18 protein-coding genes are annotated in these 15,305 nt (G+C 67.6%); 9 read left to right on the top strand and 9 right to left on the bottom strand.

The window, feature by feature from the left end; translation table 11 throughout:
* The first annotated feature begins 7 nt into the window (after positions 1 to 7).
* Complete coding sequence (locus tag GC106_RS09730) at positions 8 to 1,399, top strand: methionine--tRNA ligase (RefSeq protein WP_173127148.1); 1,392 nt, start codon at positions 8 to 10, stop codon at positions 1,397 to 1,399.
* Positions 1,396 to 1,833: an RDD family protein gene (locus tag GC106_RS09725; RefSeq protein WP_173127145.1), complete on the top strand. Its 438-nt coding sequence runs from the start codon at positions 1,396 to 1,398 to the stop codon at positions 1,831 to 1,833. Before GC106_RS09730 ends, GC106_RS09725 begins: the two co-directional genes overlap by 4 nt.
* 1 nt (position 1,834) lies before the next feature.
* Here the strand turns inward: GC106_RS09725 and GC106_RS09720 are convergent, their stop codons facing one another.
* The 5 genes from GC106_RS09720 to GC106_RS09700 all read right to left on the bottom strand — a co-directional run bounded on the left by GC106_RS09720 (position 1,835) and on the right by GC106_RS09700 (position 6,354).
* A complete protein-coding gene (locus tag GC106_RS09720; protein WP_173127142.1) occupies positions 1,835 to 2,869 on the bottom strand; it encodes a hypothetical protein in 1,035 nt (344 codons plus the stop codon).
* A gap of 71 nt (positions 2,870 to 2,940) precedes the next feature.
* Positions 2,941 to 3,735 (bottom strand): exodeoxyribonuclease III, encoded by a 795-nt coding sequence (locus GC106_RS09715; protein ID WP_173127139.1) that lies wholly within the window; start codon positions 3,733 to 3,735, stop codon positions 2,941 to 2,943.
* A gap of 73 nt (positions 3,736 to 3,808) precedes the next feature.
* A complete protein-coding gene (locus GC106_RS09710) occupies positions 3,809 to 4,174 on the bottom strand; it encodes an SH3 domain-containing protein (protein WP_217280286.1) in 366 nt (121 codons plus the stop codon).
* Positions 4,175 to 4,316: 142 nt separating this feature from the next.
* Entirely contained in the window at positions 4,317 to 5,531 is a 1,215-nt protein-coding gene (locus tag GC106_RS09705) for an NADP-dependent isocitrate dehydrogenase (protein WP_173127136.1), read from the bottom strand.
* A gap of 157 nt (positions 5,532 to 5,688) precedes the next feature.
* Positions 5,689 to 6,354, bottom strand: a complete 666-nt coding sequence (locus tag GC106_RS09700; RefSeq protein ID WP_173127132.1) for a hypothetical protein — start codon at positions 6,352 to 6,354, stop codon at positions 5,689 to 5,691.
* 201 nt (positions 6,355 to 6,555) lie between these two features.
* Here GC106_RS09700 and GC106_RS09695 point away from each other — a divergent pair, with 201 nt between their 5' ends.
* The 3 genes from GC106_RS09695 to GC106_RS09685 all read left to right on the top strand — a co-directional run bounded on the left by GC106_RS09695 (position 6,556) and on the right by GC106_RS09685 (position 8,598).
* Positions 6,556 to 7,362: a metal-dependent hydrolase gene (locus GC106_RS09695; RefSeq protein ID WP_173127129.1), complete on the top strand. Its 807-nt coding sequence runs from the start codon at positions 6,556 to 6,558 to the stop codon at positions 7,360 to 7,362.
* A gap of 9 nt (positions 7,363 to 7,371) precedes the next feature.
* Positions 7,372 to 7,965, top strand: coding sequence for a class I SAM-dependent methyltransferase (locus tag GC106_RS09690; protein WP_173127126.1), 594 nt, complete (start codon positions 7,372 to 7,374; stop codon positions 7,963 to 7,965).
* A gap of 63 nt (positions 7,966 to 8,028) precedes the next feature.
* On the top strand, positions 8,029 to 8,598 hold the full coding sequence (locus GC106_RS09685; protein ID WP_173127123.1) for an HhH-GPD-type base excision DNA repair protein: 570 nt from the start codon (positions 8,029 to 8,031) through the stop codon (positions 8,596 to 8,598).
* Between the two features lie 44 nt (positions 8,599 to 8,642).
* Here GC106_RS09685 and GC106_RS09680 read toward each other — a convergent pair whose 3' ends face one another.
* Positions 8,643 to 8,834 carry a hypothetical protein gene (locus GC106_RS09680; RefSeq protein ID WP_173127120.1) on the bottom strand — a complete coding sequence of 64 codons (192 nt, stop codon included), beginning with the start codon at positions 8,832 to 8,834 and terminating at the stop codon, positions 8,643 to 8,645.
* Between the two features lie 236 nt (positions 8,835 to 9,070).
* Between GC106_RS09680 and GC106_RS09675 the strand changes: the two genes are divergently transcribed.
* Complete coding sequence (locus GC106_RS09675) at positions 9,071 to 9,262, top strand: DUF1918 domain-containing protein (protein WP_173127117.1); 192 nt, start codon at positions 9,071 to 9,073, stop codon at positions 9,260 to 9,262.
* A 161-nt stretch (positions 9,263 to 9,423) separates the two neighbouring features.
* Here GC106_RS09675 and GC106_RS09670 read toward each other — a convergent pair whose 3' ends face one another.
* Complete coding sequence (locus GC106_RS09670) at positions 9,424 to 10,236, bottom strand: inositol monophosphatase family protein (RefSeq protein WP_173127114.1); 813 nt, start codon at positions 10,234 to 10,236, stop codon at positions 9,424 to 9,426.
* Between the two features lie 66 nt (positions 10,237 to 10,302).
* Here GC106_RS09670 and GC106_RS09665 point away from each other — a divergent pair, with 66 nt between their 5' ends.
* Genes GC106_RS09665 through GC106_RS09655 form a run of 3 tightly spaced genes read left to right on the top strand, consistent with a single transcriptional unit; the run spans position 10,303 to position 13,513 of the window.
* Positions 10,303 to 10,989, top strand: coding sequence for a response regulator transcription factor (locus GC106_RS09665; protein WP_173127111.1), 687 nt, complete (start codon positions 10,303 to 10,305; stop codon positions 10,987 to 10,989).
* Complete coding sequence (locus GC106_RS09660) at positions 10,989 to 12,272, top strand: sensor histidine kinase (protein WP_173127108.1); 1,284 nt, start codon at positions 10,989 to 10,991, stop codon at positions 12,270 to 12,272. The genes GC106_RS09665 and GC106_RS09660 overlap by 1 nt, the downstream gene beginning before the upstream one ends.
* A 59-nt stretch (positions 12,273 to 12,331) precedes the next feature.
* A complete protein-coding gene (locus GC106_RS09655; protein ID WP_173127105.1) occupies positions 12,332 to 13,513 on the top strand; it encodes a cytochrome P450 in 1,182 nt (393 codons plus the stop codon).
* 64 nt (positions 13,514 to 13,577) lie between these two features.
* On the opposite strand, the gene GC106_RS09650 is transcribed toward GC106_RS09655, so the two are convergent.
* Positions 13,578 to 14,567 (bottom strand): malate dehydrogenase, encoded by a 990-nt coding sequence (locus GC106_RS09650; RefSeq protein WP_173127102.1) that lies wholly within the window; start codon positions 14,565 to 14,567, stop codon positions 13,578 to 13,580.
* Positions 14,568 to 14,702: 135 nt separating this feature from the next.
* A complete protein-coding gene (locus tag GC106_RS09645; RefSeq protein ID WP_173127099.1) occupies positions 14,703 to 15,257 on the bottom strand; it encodes a VanZ family protein in 555 nt (184 codons plus the stop codon).
* Positions 15,258 to 15,305 lie beyond the last annotated feature (48 nt).

Raw genomic sequence — 15,305 nt, 5'->3', positions numbered from 1 at the left:
GACAGCAGTGAGCTTCTACGTAGCCACATCCATCGCGTACGTCAACGCCGAGCCCCACATCGGGTACGCACTGGAGTTGGTCCAGGCGGATGTGCTCGCGAGGCATCGCCGACTACGCGGCGAGCAGGTCAGGTTCCAGACCGGCACGGACGACAACGCCTTCAAGAACGTCACAGCCGCGAAGGCGGCCGGTGTCGAGGTGAGCGAGTTCGTCCGGGGCAACGCGGCACGGTTCGCGGCCTTACGAGAGCCGCTGGACCTGTCGTACGACGACTTCGTCAGCACCAGCTCCGACCCCCGGCACCTCGCGGGCGTCGAGAAGCTGTGGCGTGCCTCGGCCGAGCGCGGCGACTTCTACCGCAAGTCCTACACCGGGTATTACTGCGCGGGCTGCGAGGCGTTCGTGACCGAGCCGTACTGCCCCGAGCACGGCACCAAGGCCGAGGTCGTCACGGAGGAGAACTGGTTCTTCCGGTTGTCGAAGTACGCCGACCAGGTCCTGCACGCGCTGGAGAACGACATCCGGATCGAGCCGGAGGCGCGGCGCAACGAGGTGCTGTCGTTCGTGCGGTCAGGGCTGTCGGACATCAGCGTGTCCCGGCCCGCCGCCCGGTCGAACGGCTGGGGCATCCCGGTGCCGGACGACCCGTCTCAGGTGATCTACGTGTGGTGGGACGCGCTGGCCAACTACGTCACGACACTGGCGGACTCGTTCGGCCAGTGGTGGCGCGACGGCGAGCAGGTGCACGTGATCGGCAAGGGAATCATCCGGTTCCACGCGGTCTACTGGCCCGCTTTGCTGCTGTCGGCCGGATTGCCGTTGCCGAAGACCATCTTCGTGCACGAGTACCTGACGTCGCACGGCGCCAAGATCTCGAAGAGCTCAGGCCTCCGGGTGTCCCCTTTGGACATCGTCGGCAAGTACGGCGTCGACGCGCTGCGCTGGTGGTTGTTGCGGGAACCGGCCAAACTGGGCGACACCGACTTCACCGAGGAGCGGCTGGTCGACCGTGCGGACAGCGAACTGGCCAACGGCGTGGGCAACCTGTTCAACCGCGTCCGCGGCCTGGCGGGCGGCTCGATCCCGGACGGACCGGGCATCGAGCTTGCGTCCACAGTGGACGAGGCACTGCGTGACTTCGACTTCCGGGCGGCGACCGGCGCGATCGTCGCGGCCGTCGACGAGACGAACCGTCTCATCGAGACCACTCGGCCGTGGGAGCTGTCCGGTGGTGAACGGGAAGAGGTGTTGACCAGGCTGGGCGGGGCATGCCGGACGATCGCCCACGAGCTGTCGCCCTTCCTGCCATCCGGGGCCGCGCGCGTGCTCGGCGAAGCGCGTGCGTTTCCGCGATTGGCGGACAGGACGCGAACCGCTCAGGCATCATCGGCCCCATGAGTTCGACCGCCGACGTAGTCTCCGTGCGACGCCGTGACCTGCGCCAACCCACGCCGGTTGGCGCATGGTCGCCCGGCAGGCACGGCGCCCGCTCGGATCCCCGCTACCCGTCGCCGACCGGCGTGCGGCAGGTGCTGTCGTTCGTAATCGATCTTGTCGTGCACGTGGGTGTGCCGTTCGCCGTGGCCTACGCGCTGGACACGCGCGAGCCGGGGATCACCACCACCCAGTTCCTGATCATCTGCGCGGCCGGGTTCGTCACGATGTCGATCCTCGACCGGATCTTCCTGCAGTGGGCCACTCAGGCGACGATCGGCAAAGCTGTCACGGCACTTCGGGTGATCCGCGACGACACCGGCGGCAAGCCCACGCTCGGGATGCTCGTGTGGGCGTGGCTCATCGGCGTGTTCGGGATCTTCGCCTCGCTGGGCTAGCCTAGGCCCAGGGCGATTCCTGGACCAGGTTCCTGAGGTCCTTCGCGTGCCGGATCGCGGCCAGCTCGGCGAGCATCCGCGCACGGGCTTCGGGATCGTGGGCGGCGTTGGACTTGCGCAGGTTGCGGTCGAGCCGGGACTGCCGGAACGGCGTCCACTTCGGCGCCATCGCCAGCCGGGCGACACGGCGTGCGGCGCGGTCGCGGGTACGCGTCAAAGCGTCCCGCTCGTCGTCGGCGAGACCGAAGCGGGACAGGAACCGTTCACGCAGTTCGCGGCCGATCCGGGCCAACGTGCCGCTCCGCTGGTAGCCGCGGGCCCGTAGCTCCACGCCGAGCGCGAAGTGCAGCGCGACAACCGAAAGGACAGGGCCGAAGATCACGCGGGCGGCGCCGAGGAACGGGCCGGACAGAACCAGGGCCGCATAGGCGGATGCGCCACACAGCGCCCAAGCCAGCCAACGCGCGGGGCCGGGAGTTCCGCCACGGCGGCGGACACCCTCGAACATCGAGATACCGCAGGCGATCAGGACGATCTCCATGCCCGCGAACATGGCGATCCGCTCGGGAATGTTGGTGACACCGAGTTTGTCGCCGAAGAACCGCCAGCTGGTGTCGATCGACACGACCAGGCCGACCAGCGCACCGAGGACAAAAACCCAAGTGCTGAACCGCTTCTGCGGTGGTGATGCTTCGTTCTCCTCGACAGTGGCAACGCTGTCGGCTCTGACAGATCGGTCGGCTCGGTCGGCTCGGTCGGTGGCGATGGCGTCCAGCTCGGCCATCAGTTCCGGAGTCATCTTCACCAGCTCGCCGGTGGACCCGATGCCGTTCTGCCGCCGCCATTCCCTGACCACACCGGATAAGTGCGACCGATCGGGCCGAACCCGGTAGCCGGCCAGCCATTCGCGGACCGCGGAAGTGGTCGGCTCAGGAACCTGTTCGCACGCGTAGCGGATCTTGTCGGCCTGGGAGCGTAAGGACTCCAGTGCCGCCTTGTGCTTCTGCGTGGACCGACTGTCCGCCTTGGCAGTCAAGAGCGGGCCTCCACTTCATGGTCGCCGTTGCCGTGTCCTGCCCAGAGCCCCGGGCAGCGTACTACAAACGATCAGTCCGTGAAGGTGACCGTCACCGGCGCGTGGTCCGACCAGCGCTCGTCGTAAGTCGCGGCCCGCTCGACCACCGCGCTCGTGGCGCGGGCGGCCAAGCCCGGAGTGGTGATCTGCAGGTCGATGCGCCAGCCTGAGTCGTTGTCGAACGCCTTGCCGCGGTAGCTCCACCACGTGTACGGGCCGGGGCCTTCGGGATGCAGCGCACGGACCACATCGACATAGCCGACCTCGTCGAAGATCCGGCTGAGCCAGGCGCGTTCCTCGGGCAGGAAGCCGGACGACTTCTGGTTGCCCTTCCAGTTCTTCAGGTCCGCCTGCTGGTGCGCGATGTTCCAGTCGCCCGCGACCAGCACCTCGTCGCCCGCGGCGGAGGCCTTGTCGCGCAGTTCGGCCAGGTACGGCAGGAACGCGTCCATGAAGCGTTCCTTCTCCAACTGCCGCTCGGTTCCGACGTCGCCGCTGGGCACGTACACGCTGCCGACGACGATGCCGGGCAGCGTGACCTCGACGTAACGGCCGCTGTCCTCGAACTCCGCGGCGCCGAAGCCGATCCGGACCGACTCGGGCTCAAGACGGCTGTACACGGCCACACCCGCACGGCCTTTCACAGCCGCGGGCGCATGTGTGGCGAACCAGCCGTGCGGGGCACGGACCTCGGGCGGCAACTGGTCCATGGTGGCGCGGACTTCCTGCAGGCACACCACGTCCGCCTCAGTGGCGGCCAGCCACTCGGAGAAACCCTTGCGGGCGGCGGCCCGCAGCCCGTTGACGTTTGTCGAGGAAACGATCACTGTGTCTGACTGCCTCGCTCCGCTCGGCGGACTCGGTCACCGGAGCCGACACCTTCGGTGTGGCCCGCGCGAGTCAGCAGTCGCGGCCCTGCAGTGGCTTGATGAAGTCGGTGGACACCCAGCGGCCTTCGGACAGCTTGCGGAAGCCGTTCTGTACGACTTTCTCCGCGTCGGCCTCGGCGTTGAGCTTGAACTTGCCGACGATCTGGGACTTCACGTCCGGGGCGGCCCGCACGTTGAGCACGTCGGCCGTCACCGCGACCCGGCACGCCGTCGACGCGGGCGCGTTGGCGTTGTTGGTACCGCTGTTCTGCTGCTGTTTCTCGTTGCCAAGGACGTACAGGATGACGATCCCGACCAGCACCGCGACCACGATCAGTGTCCGCTTCGGTGCCAACACGATCACCTCTCTCGCCCTGGCCCACAGTTTCGTCACCATGAGACACGTATAACGCAGCTCACAGCCAGGCAGAACCGCTGCGCCGGAAGACCACCCGAGTCAGCGACCGACCACTGTCCGTGATTATGCCCCGAGGACACCCCCATGGGCAGAGCCATGGGGGTGTCTTTCTGGTCTGACCTTAGGCCATCTTCTTCTGCAGGTTCTCGTCCAGGGTGGCGAGGAACTCCTCGGTGGTCTGCCACTGCTGGTCCGGGCCGACGAGCAGGGCCAGGTCCTTGGTCATCTTGCCGCTCTCGACGGTCTCGATGATGACCTGCTCCAGGGTGTTGGCGAACCCGATCACCTCGGGCGTGTTGTCCTGCTTGCCACGGGCCTCCAGGCCACGGGTCCAGGCGAAGATCGACGCGATCGGGTTGGTCGACGTCGGCTTGCCCGCCTGGTGCTGGCGGTAGTGCCGGGTGACCGTGCCGTGCGCGGCCTCGGCCTCGACCTTGCCGTCCGGAGTCATCAGCACCGAGGTCATCAGGCCCAGCGAGCCGAAGCCCTGCGCCACGGTGTCGGACTGCACGTCACCGTCGTAGTTCTTGCAGGCCCAGACGTAGCCGCCCTCCCACTTCAGCGCGGCCGCGACCATGTCGTCGATCAGCCGGTGCTCGTAGGTCAGGCCCTTGGCGTCGAAGTCCGCCTTGAACTCGTTCTCGTAGATCTCCTGGAACACGTCCTTGAACATGCCGTCGTAGGCCTTGAGGATCGTGTTCTTGGTCGACATGTAGACCGGGTACTGGCGCTCGAGGCCGTAGCGCAGCGAGGCGCGCGCGAAGTCCTCGATCGACTTGCGGTAGTTGTACATGCCGACCGCGACGCCGCCGCCCTCCGGGAAGTTCGCGACGTCGAACTGCATCGGCTCGGAGCCGTCCTCCGGCGTGTACGTGATCGTCAGCGTGCCCGGGCCGGGGACCTTGAAGTCGGTGGCCTTGTACTGGTCGCCGTGGGCGTGACGGCCGATGATGATCGGCTTGGTCCAGCCGGGCACCAGCCGCGGGATGTTGGAGATGACGATCGGCTCACGGAAGATCACGCCGCCGAGGATGTTGCGGATGGTCCCGTTCGGGCTGCGCCACATCTTCTTGAGGCCGAACTCCTCGACCCGCGCCTCGTCCGGGGTGATGGTGGCGCACTTGACGCCCACGCCGTGCCGGGCGATCGCGTTGGCCGCGTCCACGGTGACCTGGTCGTCGGTCGCGTCCCGGTGTTCGATGCCCAGGTCGTAGTAGTCCAGGTTGATGTCCAGGTACGGGTGGATCAGCTTGTCCTTGATGAACTGCCAGATGATGCGGGTCATCTCGTCGCCGTCGAGTTCGACGACCGTCCCCTGGACCTTGATCTTGGCCATCTGCCTGGGTTCCTCTCCCGGGATGATCTCGTCTTCGAGTCTTGGTCAGCCGCGTTAACAGTACAAGCATACTGGTAGCTTGTCCTGGCCGTGTCGCGGCGGTCACTAGGCCCGATCGTATGACCGTCCGGGAGAGGACCTCGGATTACGGGTCGGTTCAGGCCCGGCGGCGCATCCGCGCGAGCACCAGTGCCGCGATCCCGCCGATCAGCAGCAGGCCGCCGATCAGGACGTACGGGCCGCCGCTGAAACCGGTCCGCGCCAGGCCGGACGTGCCGGACGTGTCATCGGACGCGCCGACGACGACGGGAGCGCTCGACGAGGTCCCGGCCGGAGTGGAGCTGCTCGAACCGGCGCCCGTGCTCGTGCCGGCGCTCGTCGCCGTGGTCTTGGTGGTCGTGTTCGTCGTGGTCTTGGTCGTGGTCGTCCTCGGCTTGCCGCAGACGAACCAGTGGCTGATCTCCGCCGGCTTGCCGCTGGAGACCAGCGGTGCGTGCAGGTCGTTCCACGGCAGCTCACCGAGGTTCGGGTACTTGTTGTACGCCGGGCCGCCCTTCACCACCACGCCCGTGACCTGGTAGCCACTCGGGATCGCGGTGATGTCGATGTCCGTGTTCCCGGTGATGTTCGAGGTCACCTCGATGGTCTCGCCGGGAATCCCCGCCGCGCGGCAGGTCGTGACGTTGCCCGCGACGGCAGTCGCCCGCGAGTCGCCGGACTGGGGCGGGCCGTCGGGGGTCGCTGTCGCGATTGCGGCGCTACCGAGCGACACGCCGAGGGAAAGGGCGAGTGCGGTCAGCACACGACGAACGTCGCGTCTCATGTGTATGTCTCCTTGGGGACCATAGGGGGGCGAAGCGATCATGGTCACCCAATCGGTGCAAGCAACTACTCCGCACCGACTAGTGACCGGCCCGTTAGCGATCCGTGATCATCGCCGCGCCACCGTCCACACGGGATCCGCAGGTCGCGCCGGAAAAACCGCTATCCTGCGGAAAGGTGATCATGAGGGGGCTTCCAACAGATGGCAACCGGGCCTACGCATGCGATGAGTGGCTTGTTGGCATGGTCGGCGACCAGCGCGTTGGCGACCGACCACGCGATCGGGCAACTGAGCCCGCGCGCGTGGGTGGTGGGGGCGGTACTGGCGACCGGTGCGGCGCTGTTACCCGACCTGGACCACCCGTCGTCCACGGTCTCCAGGACGTTCGGGGCGATCAGCCAGGGCTTCTCCAGCGGTGTCAACGCGTTGAGCCACGGCGTCTACCGGCTGACCCGGACCAAACGCGACTCCAACCGCGACGGCGGGCACCGGGGGCTGACGCACACGCTCGTGTTCGCGGTGATCGCCGCGATCATCACGACGGCGGTCGTGCAGACCAGCCAGAAATGGGCGCTGCCGGTGCTGATGTTCGTGTTCGCCGGCTTGGCCGTGCGCGGCATCCTGCACAAGTGGCATCCCCGCAAGGACGCTCTGATCATCACGCTGACGTCGGCGGGCGTGACGGCGTTATGTCTGTTGTGGACTGAGCAGACGTCGGCCAACGCCGCCGCATGCGGTGTGGCCGTGGGCATCGGCTGCATCGCGCACTTCATCGGCGACGCGATCACCGAGCAGGGCTGCCCGATGCTGTGGCCGATCCCGCTGGGCGGCAAGACCTGGTACCCGGTGGCGCCGCCGAAGATCCTGCGGATGCAGACCGGCGGCAAGGTGGAGATGGCGGTCATCGGCCCGTTGATCACGGTGGCGTCGATCTGGTTGTCACTGGCGGCGTTGCAACAAACCGGGGCGATCCCTTCGTTGTGGGGTTTCACGTTCCTGCCTCGGTAGAATCCGCAGGTGAACGTGTTCGACGAGATCGCGGCCGGATACGACGACAACCTGTACCACCAGGTGGTCGCCGAGAAACTGGTGACCGGCGTGGCCGACGCACCGCAGCCCGGCCTCGTCCTCGACGTCGCGACGGGAACGGGCGCGGCGGCGTTCGCGGCCCTGCAACACCTCGGCGCCCGCGAGGTCGTGGCGATCGACCTCTCCGCTCGCATGATCGAGCGGGCGAAGGCGAAAGCCGTGGTCCAGGACCCGTCCGGCAAGATCACCTGGCACGTCGGGCCCGCGGTGCCCGCCCCCGTGCCGGCGTTGGGCACGGACTTGGTGGTGTGTTCGTCTTCGCTGCATTTCCTGGGCGTGGAAGCGTTGAAGGACTGGCTGCGGGTGTTGCGGCCGTCCGGCAGGCTGGCGTTCAGCATCCCGCTCGCCGGCACGTTCGCCCCGTCCCCCGGTTTCGCCTCGTTGGTCGCCGCCGACATCCCCCTGCCCGCGTCAGCCGAGGAAGCAGCGGCGATCGCACTGAACGCCGGCTACACGGACGCGGTCGCGCACAAGCTTGAGGTGTCGTCGAAGGCCGTGTTCCTGGTCTACGCCTCCAGCTGACCCACCAGCCGCCTGGTCCTGCTCAGCTGAGACACGGCGTCGGCTGCGTGCCAAGATGTGGCCATGACGCGCAAGCTGCACCTCGCTGGGGACCCGGAAGCCGACGCGCTGCTGGCCAAGGAGCCGCTCGCGTTGTTGATCGGCATGCTGCTCGACCAGCAGATCGCCATGGAGGTGGCGTTCAAGGGCCCGCAGAAACTCGTGGACCGGCTCGGCAAGCTGGACGTGCACGAGATCGCGGAGTACGACCCCGAGGAGTTCGCGACGCTCGCCACCACGCCACCGGCGATCCACCGCTACGGCGGGTCGATGGCCAAGCGCGTGCAGGCGTTGTGCCAGTACATCGTCGAGACGTACGACGGCAAGGCGGACCGGATCTGGAAGAAGGGCAAGCCCGACGGCCCGGAGATCCTCAAGCGGCTCAAGGCGTTGCCGGGGTACGGCGAGCAGAAGGCCAAGATCTTCCTCGCTCTGCTCGGCAAGCAGTTCAACCTCAAGGCGGAGGGCTGGCGGGAGGCCGCGGGCGCGTACGGCGAGGAAGGTTCGCGCCGCTCGATCGCCGACGTCACCGACGAGACCTCACTGCAGGAGGTCCGAGCGTTCAAGAAAGCCGCCAAAGCCGCCGCGAAGTGACCGCCAAGTCAGTTAAGGGGCGCCGGCTCGTGAGCCGGCGCCCCTTATGGCGGCCTACGACGCTGACGCCGCCCGTTGCGAAGCAGTTCGAGCAAGCGGATCGCATGTCTGCGACCAGCTTCGTCCGCCCGCAACGACCAGACGACCACGATCAACTGGATCAGGTACCGCAGTACGACCACCGCCGTCGCCGTTGCTCCCACAATCCCGCTGAGCTGCACGATCTCGGTTCCCATCTCGTGACTCCCTTCTCCGAGACGTTTGGCGAGGCCGAGCGGGCGGATCCCTCACCAGCCCGCTCGGCCTCGTCCCCCATCGGGAAGTCACAAGTGGCACTTGTCGTGCAGCGCTCTGGAATTGTGTTCGCGCCTGCCAGCATACCGTTTTCCGGCCCGGCGCCGGGCGGCCGGAGCCGCCAGAACGTGCCACCCCTTGTGTCCGGTTTTACCCTGGACTACCGGAGGTGAGAACCATGCAGGCAACGGTGGGTGACCGGCTTCTCGTCCACGGCAAGAACGTGGGCCTTGCCGACAGGCATGGCGAGATCATCGAAGTTCGCGGCGACAACGGCGCGCCGCCCTATCTCGTGCGGTTCGCCGACGGTCACGAAGGACTGGTCTTCCCAGGTCCGGACTGCGTTGTGGAGCACATGAGCGAGGGCTGAGCGGTCACGGAACACCGCGAGGGCCGCCAACGCGATCACGGCGGCCACCGGTCCGAGCGCGAGCGTGCCCGAAAACGCCGGCACGAGTCCACCGGTCACGCCGGAAAGGAATCACCTGGGCACTCGTCCCCGACGCGAACGTCCCCTGTGGCGAGCAGGCATCAGCCGACGGCCTCCGCCAGCTCGTCGGCCATCCGCTGGGTCGCCGCCGCGATGCCTGACCAGCGGCGGGACAGGTCCAGGTCGAATTCGAGCGGACGGCCGCGCACGTCCATCACCACGCCGCCCGCGGCGGGCAACGTGACCATGGCCGCGGCGAGGTCCATGATCCGGTGGGTGTCCGAGCCCGGGTCGACGAACGCGTCCATCGACCCCTCGGCCACCAACGCGGTCTCCAGGCACGTCGTGGACAGCACCCGGACCCGGTCGACCCGGGACGCGACTCTGAGCCAGGCTTCCCGGCTGTTGTCCTTGGGCCGCAACATGGCGATCGAGGAACCGTCCATTGTGGTACGGCCGGAGGTCCGGTACGGCGTCGGCTCGCCCGCCACGGCCCACCACGCCCGGCCGGTGTCCAGCCAGACCGTCAACGCCTCGGTGGCGACGCCGTCGCGGAAGACCGCGCCCGCGAAACACGACAGCGGCACACCCATCGCGGCGTTGGCGGAGCCGTCCATCGGGTCGATCACCAGGGTCACCGCCGAGCCGTGGTCGATGAACCCGGCCTCCTCACTCAACAGGTTGACTTGTGCCTGGTCGATGACGTCGACGATCGCGGCCTCCACCAACGCGTCGACCAGCATGGTCGGCGTACCGTCCGCGCCGGTCGCGACCTCTTCGGCGAGCTGCTGGCGCGGGTAACGCTGCCGCGCCGCGCCGTACGCCGCCGCGGCGGCCCGAGCGGCGTCGGCAAGCGGGGCGTACACACCTTCCGGCAGGCTGGGAACAGGGACCGGCCACGTGATCATCGACATGAGAAGAACGGTACAAGCGGGAACGCCAATGGTCGCCTGAACGTTGCGTAACCATAAGGAGGCGTTGTGCAACACACGGGGGACGGTCAGCACCTGCTGGTGGTCGACGACGAGCCCGGAATCACCGAACTTTTGTCCACCACCCTCAACCTGGCGGGCTACCGCGTGTCGGCCGTCGGCTCCGGGCACGCGGCGTTGACGGCCGTCGAGTCCGAGCGCCCGGACATGGTGATCCTGGACGTGATGCTGCCGGACATGGACGGGTTCACTGTCTGCCGCAAGCTGGCCGAGCGCGGCAACGCCCCGCCTGTGCTGTTCCTGACCGCGCGCGGCTCGATCGAGGACACCGTGACCGGGCTACGGATCGGTGGCGACGACTACGTCACCAAGCCCTTTCACGTACTCGAACTACTGGCCCGGGTGCACGCGCTGCTGCGCAGGTCCGGTCGCGTCCCCGAGGAGCACGTGCTGCGCAGCGCCGACCTGGTCCTCGACGAGGCGAAGTTCCAGGCCGTGCGCGCGGGCGAGGCGCTGGATCTGACGCCGACGGAGTACAAGCTGCTGCGCTACCTGATGGTCAACGCCGGCCAGGTGATGACCAAGGAGCAGATCCTGCAGCACGTGTGGCAGCACGACTTCGGTGAGGGTGTGGTGGAGAAGCTGGTGTCGCGGCTGCGGCACAAGGTCGACGCCGGCCGTCGCCCGTTGATCCACACGGTCCGCGGCTTCGGCTACCGGATAGCCGAGAACTGATGCGGCGCAGGGGGATCCGCGCGGTCAAGGGCAGGCTGCTGCTCGGCCTGATCTCGTTGACACTGCTGGCGATGGCCATCATCGACATCGCCGCGCTGTTCGTGGTCGACCTCTACGCGCTCAACCGGGTGGAACGCACGTTGACCGAAGTGCAGCGGTCACTGCCGATCCTCGGCAACCGGACGATCAATGTGGACGGTCTGACGCTGGAACAGCAAGTGCCCGAAGGATTCGTCGTGACGATCATCGCCCACGACGGGCGCGTGATCACCACGACGAAGCCGTATCTGCTGTCCGGCGAGGACATCACCGCGCCGCCGATTCCCGACCCGGTGCCCACGGGCTGGGCCGCGCAGCCGATCACTTTGTCCTCTTCGGACACTCGATGGCGGGTGCAGAACTTCGACCTCGGCCCGAACGCCGCGATCCTGCTGCCGGGCACCACCCAACCGGTGTCGTTCCAACACGTGATCGTCGGCGGCAGCCTCGGGCCAGGTGAGGAAGCGGTCACCCAGCTGCTGGTGTTCGAGCTGATCGCGACCGGTGCGGCGGTGGTCGCGGTGACCGTGTTCGGCGTGCACGTGCTCAACCGGTCGCTGCGGGAACAGCGGGACATGGAAACGCGGCTGCTCGGCTTCGTCGCGGCGGCGTCCCACGAACTGCGCACGCCGCTGACCACGATCCGCGGCTGGGCGGAGCTGCAACGCGTGTCGGGCCAACCTGAACTGGCAGCCAAGGCGCTCAGCCGGATCGAGCAGGAGGCCGACCGGATGAACTCGGTGGTGGACCAACTGCTCCAACTGAGCCGTCTCGACCTGAACGCGGCACTGCGCCGGGAACACGTGGACCTGCGCGGGATCGCCGCCGAGATCGTGGCGGACACCTCCGTCATCGCACCGAACCGGCCGATCAGCCTGGACGCGCCCGCTGAGGTGATCGTCGAGGGCGACGAGACCATGCTGCGGCGCGTCCTGCTCAACCTGGTGGGCAACGCGTTGCAACACACCCCTGAACACACGCCGATCACGGTCAGCGTGCACGGCGACCGGCTGTCCGTCGCCGACCAGGGGCCAGGCATGTCGCCCGAGATCGCGGCTCGGGTCTTCGAGCGGTTCTACCGTGCGGAGAAACGGACTTCGGACAACGGCGCCGGGTTGGGCCTGTCCATCGTGCAACGGATCGTGCAGGAGCACGGCGGTGAAGTCAGCGTGACCACCCGGCCGGGTGAAGGCAGCACCTTCACGGTCACGCTGCCCACCGTCAGCTCTTCGTCAGGAAAGTGACAGGGACAGGTCAGGTTCACGCGGAAACGTCGACAGGGACAAGCCCACAAGGAGAAACCATGACGGAGACTCTGCCCGAGGTCCCCCGGTTGCCCGTCGACCGGGACACCCCCCTTGATCCACCGGCGGAACTGCGAACGCGGGGTCCGTTGAGCAGGCTGACCTTCGCCGACGGCACGGTCGGCTGGTTGGTCACCAGTCACGAGCTGGCCAGAGCGGTGCTCGCGGACAACCGGTTCAGCGTCCGCAACGAGCTCCGGAAGTCGCCCGTCCGCGCGGATCTGCGGACCGACCCGGCGAAGCCGGGGATGTTCCTCGCCCAGGACCCGCCGGACCACACCCGTTACCGGCGGCTGCTGACCGGCCAGTTCACCGTGCGCCGGATGAACCAGCTGATCCCGCGGATCCAGGAGATCACCGACGAGCACATCGAGGGCATGCGCAGGCACGGCCCGCCGGTCGACCTCGTGCAGGCGTTCGCGTTGCCGATCCCGTCGCTGGTGATCTGCGAGATCCTCGGGGTGCCGTACGACGAGCGGGAGGGCTTCCAGCGCGACACCCACATCGTGCTCGACCTGACCAGGACGCAGGAGGAGATCAGGGCCGCGCTCGAGCGCATCGAGGACTACCTGCTCAACCTGGTCAGGACCAAGCGGCGGCAGCCCAGTGACGACATGCTCAGCGGTCTGATCGCCGAGGAGGGGCTGACCGACGAGGAAATCGCCAACATGGGTTTCCTGCTGCTCGTCGCCGGCCACGAGACGACCGCGAACATGTTGGGGCTCGGCACTTTCACGCTGCTGACCAACCCCGACCAGCTCGCGTTGCTGCGCGACGACCCGAGCCTGGTGGACAACGCGGTCGAGGAGCTCCTGCGCTATCTCACGATCATCCACTTCGGAACGACCAGGGCCACGCTCGAGGACGTCGAACTGGGCGGCCAGGTCATCAAGGCAGGCGAGCCGGTGTCGATCCACCTACCGGCGGCCAACCGTGACCCGATGCGGTTCGTCAACCCGGACCGGTTGTCGCTCAACGGGAATCCGGCCGGACACGTGGCGTTCGGGCACGGTATCCACCAGTGCCTGGGCCAGCAGCTCGCCCGCATCGAGATGCGGATCGGCTTCGGCACCCTGCTGCGGGAGTTCCCGACGCTGCGCCTGGCGACGGCACCGCAGGACGTCCGGCTGCGCGAGCAGATGGCGATCTTCGGCGTCCACGAACTGCAAGTAGCCTGGTAAACCCTCGTGAGTGGTTATCAGGGTTCTAGCCCTGATAACCACTCACGAGGGGGGAGCTGGGGGTTCAGATCAGGCCGAGGGACCGGACGGCGTCCCGCTCTTCGGCGAGCTCGGCGTTGGAGGCGTCGATCCTGGCACGGGAGAAGTCGTCGATCTCCAGGCCCTGGACGATCTCGAACCTGCCGTCCTTCGCGACCACCGGGAACGACGTGATCAGGCCCTCCGGGGTGCCGTAGGAGCCGTCGGAGACGACACCGGCGGAGATCCACTGGCCCTCGGGGGTGCCGTTCACCCAGTCGTGGACGTGGTCGATCGCCGCGTTCGCGGCCGACGCGGCCGACGACGCGCCCCGCGCCTCGATGATCGCGGCGCCCCGCTTGGCGACCGTCGGGATGAACTCGTTCTCGATCCAGGCCTGGTCGTTCACGGCCTCGGCGGCGTTCTTGCCGTTGACCTCGGCGTGGAAGAGGTCCGGGTACTGGGTGGCCGAGTGGTTGCCCCAGATGACCAGCTTCTTGATGTCGTTGACGGTCACGCCCAGCTTCTTGGCCAGCTGCGTGTACGCGCGGTTCTGGTCGAGCCGCGTCATCGCGGTGAAGCGGTCGGCCGGCACGTCCGGCGCGTGCTGCTGGGCGATCAGGGCGTTGGTGTTGGCCGGGTTGCCGACCACGAGCACGCGCACGTCGTCCGCGGCGTGCGCGTTGATGGCCTCGCCCTGCGGCTTGAAGATGCCGCCGTTGGCCTCAAGCAGGTCACCGCGCTCCATGCCCTTGGTCCGCGGCCGCGCGCCGACCAGCAGGGCGACGTTGACGCCGTCGAACGCCACGTTCGGGTCGTCGGTGATGTCGATGCCGGACAGCAGCGGGAACGCGCAGTCGTCCAGCTCCATCGCGGTGCCCTCGGCGGCCTTGAGCGCCGGGGTGATCTCCAGCAGCTTCAGCCGCACCGGGGTGTCCTGGCCCAGCAGCTGGCCGGACGCGATGCGGAACAGCAGCGAGTAGCCGATCTGGCCGGCCGCGCCGGTTACGGTGACGTTGACGGGGGTGCGGGTCATTGCCTTCCGATCCACTCAAGCGTGTATGGGGGTCTCGGGCGCGACCAGCTACGAGAGGCACGGTCTCGGCGCCGGGACCAGCCCCGGCAGGTTATCAACCCGGCAGCGGAGAGTCAGTCGGCGGTGACAGGCCTCTCAGATGGCCCGCTCGGGCAGTGACAGAGCACTCATCCGCTCCGGCACCCGGATCCGCATGATCGCGTTGACGAACATCCACCCGATCAACGACCCGAAGGTGTTCGTCATCAGGTCGTCCACGTCGAAGATCCGGTACACGAACGGCGCGGTGCCGAAGTTGCCGCTCAACTGAGTGACCTCGATCGTGAGCGACGCCACGAACCCGAGCGTGACGGCCTGCCGCGCGGTCCGCTGCCACATCACCCGGGCGAGGATTCCCAGCGGAACGAACAACAGGACGTTCAGGAAGACCTGCTTGACCGCCATGATGTCGCCGCCGACGGCGTCCAGGACCCACTGGAACGGCAGCAGCTGGATGGTCTGTTGCAGGCGGGGCGTGGTCGCGGTGGGCAGCGGGAGGAAGACGACCGCGAGAGCCGGCATCGCGTAGAGCGTCACCGCGCCGCTGACCAGTGGACGAACCCTGCCACGCAGCACCAGCAGGACAATGGGCCAGACCACGGCGAAACCGATGAGTCCGAAGTGGATGGCGGTGAACTGCGTCGCGGTCATGGTGACGACGTTATGGACGCCCCGCCGCCGGAACTTCGGTCGAAGAGC

The sequence above is a fragment of the Kibdelosporangium persicum genome (genome assembly GCF_013280595.1).
GTDB lineage: Bacteria > Actinomycetota > Actinomycetes > Mycobacteriales > Pseudonocardiaceae > Kibdelosporangium > Kibdelosporangium persicum.
This window is presented reverse-complemented; position numbering and strand designations above follow the sequence as displayed.

What these genes read in the sequence shown, in the direction of transcription:
- GC106_RS09725 (WP_173127145.1), top strand. Translation starts at nt 1,396, where the DNA reads ATGAGTTCGACCGCCGACGTAGTCTCCGTGCGACGCCGTGACCTGCGC.
- GC106_RS09710 (WP_217280286.1), bottom strand. Translation starts at nt 4,174, where the DNA reads ATGGTGACGAAACTGTGGGCCAGGGCGAGAGAGGTGATCGTGTTGGCA.
- GC106_RS09705 (WP_173127136.1), bottom strand. Translation starts at nt 5,531, where the DNA reads ATGGCCAAGATCAAGGTCCAGGGGACGGTCGTCGAACTCGACGGCGAC.
- GC106_RS09700 (WP_173127132.1), bottom strand. Translation starts at nt 6,354, where the DNA reads ATGAGACGCGACGTTCGTCGTGTGCTGACCGCACTCGCCCTTTCCCTC.
- GC106_RS09695 (WP_173127129.1), top strand. Translation starts at nt 6,556, where the DNA reads ATGGCAACCGGGCCTACGCATGCGATGAGTGGCTTGTTGGCATGGTCG.
- GC106_RS09685 (WP_173127123.1), top strand. Translation starts at nt 8,029, where the DNA reads ATGACGCGCAAGCTGCACCTCGCTGGGGACCCGGAAGCCGACGCGCTG.
- GC106_RS09680 (WP_173127120.1), bottom strand. Translation starts at nt 8,834, where the DNA reads ATGGGAACCGAGATCGTGCAGCTCAGCGGGATTGTGGGAGCAACGGCG.
- GC106_RS09675 (WP_173127117.1), top strand. Translation starts at nt 9,071, where the DNA reads ATGCAGGCAACGGTGGGTGACCGGCTTCTCGTCCACGGCAAGAACGTG.
- GC106_RS09670 (WP_173127114.1), bottom strand. Translation starts at nt 10,236, where the DNA reads ATGTCGATGATCACGTGGCCGGTCCCTGTTCCCAGCCTGCCGGAAGGT.
- GC106_RS09660 (WP_173127108.1), top strand. Translation starts at nt 10,989, where the DNA reads ATGCGGCGCAGGGGGATCCGCGCGGTCAAGGGCAGGCTGCTGCTCGGC.
- GC106_RS09655 (WP_173127105.1), top strand. Translation starts at nt 12,332, where the DNA reads ATGACGGAGACTCTGCCCGAGGTCCCCCGGTTGCCCGTCGACCGGGAC.
- GC106_RS09650 (WP_173127102.1), bottom strand. Translation starts at nt 14,567, where the DNA reads ATGACCCGCACCCCCGTCAACGTCACCGTAACCGGCGCGGCCGGCCAG.
- GC106_RS09645 (WP_173127099.1), bottom strand. Translation starts at nt 15,257, where the DNA reads ATGACCGCGACGCAGTTCACCGCCATCCACTTCGGACTCATCGGTTTC.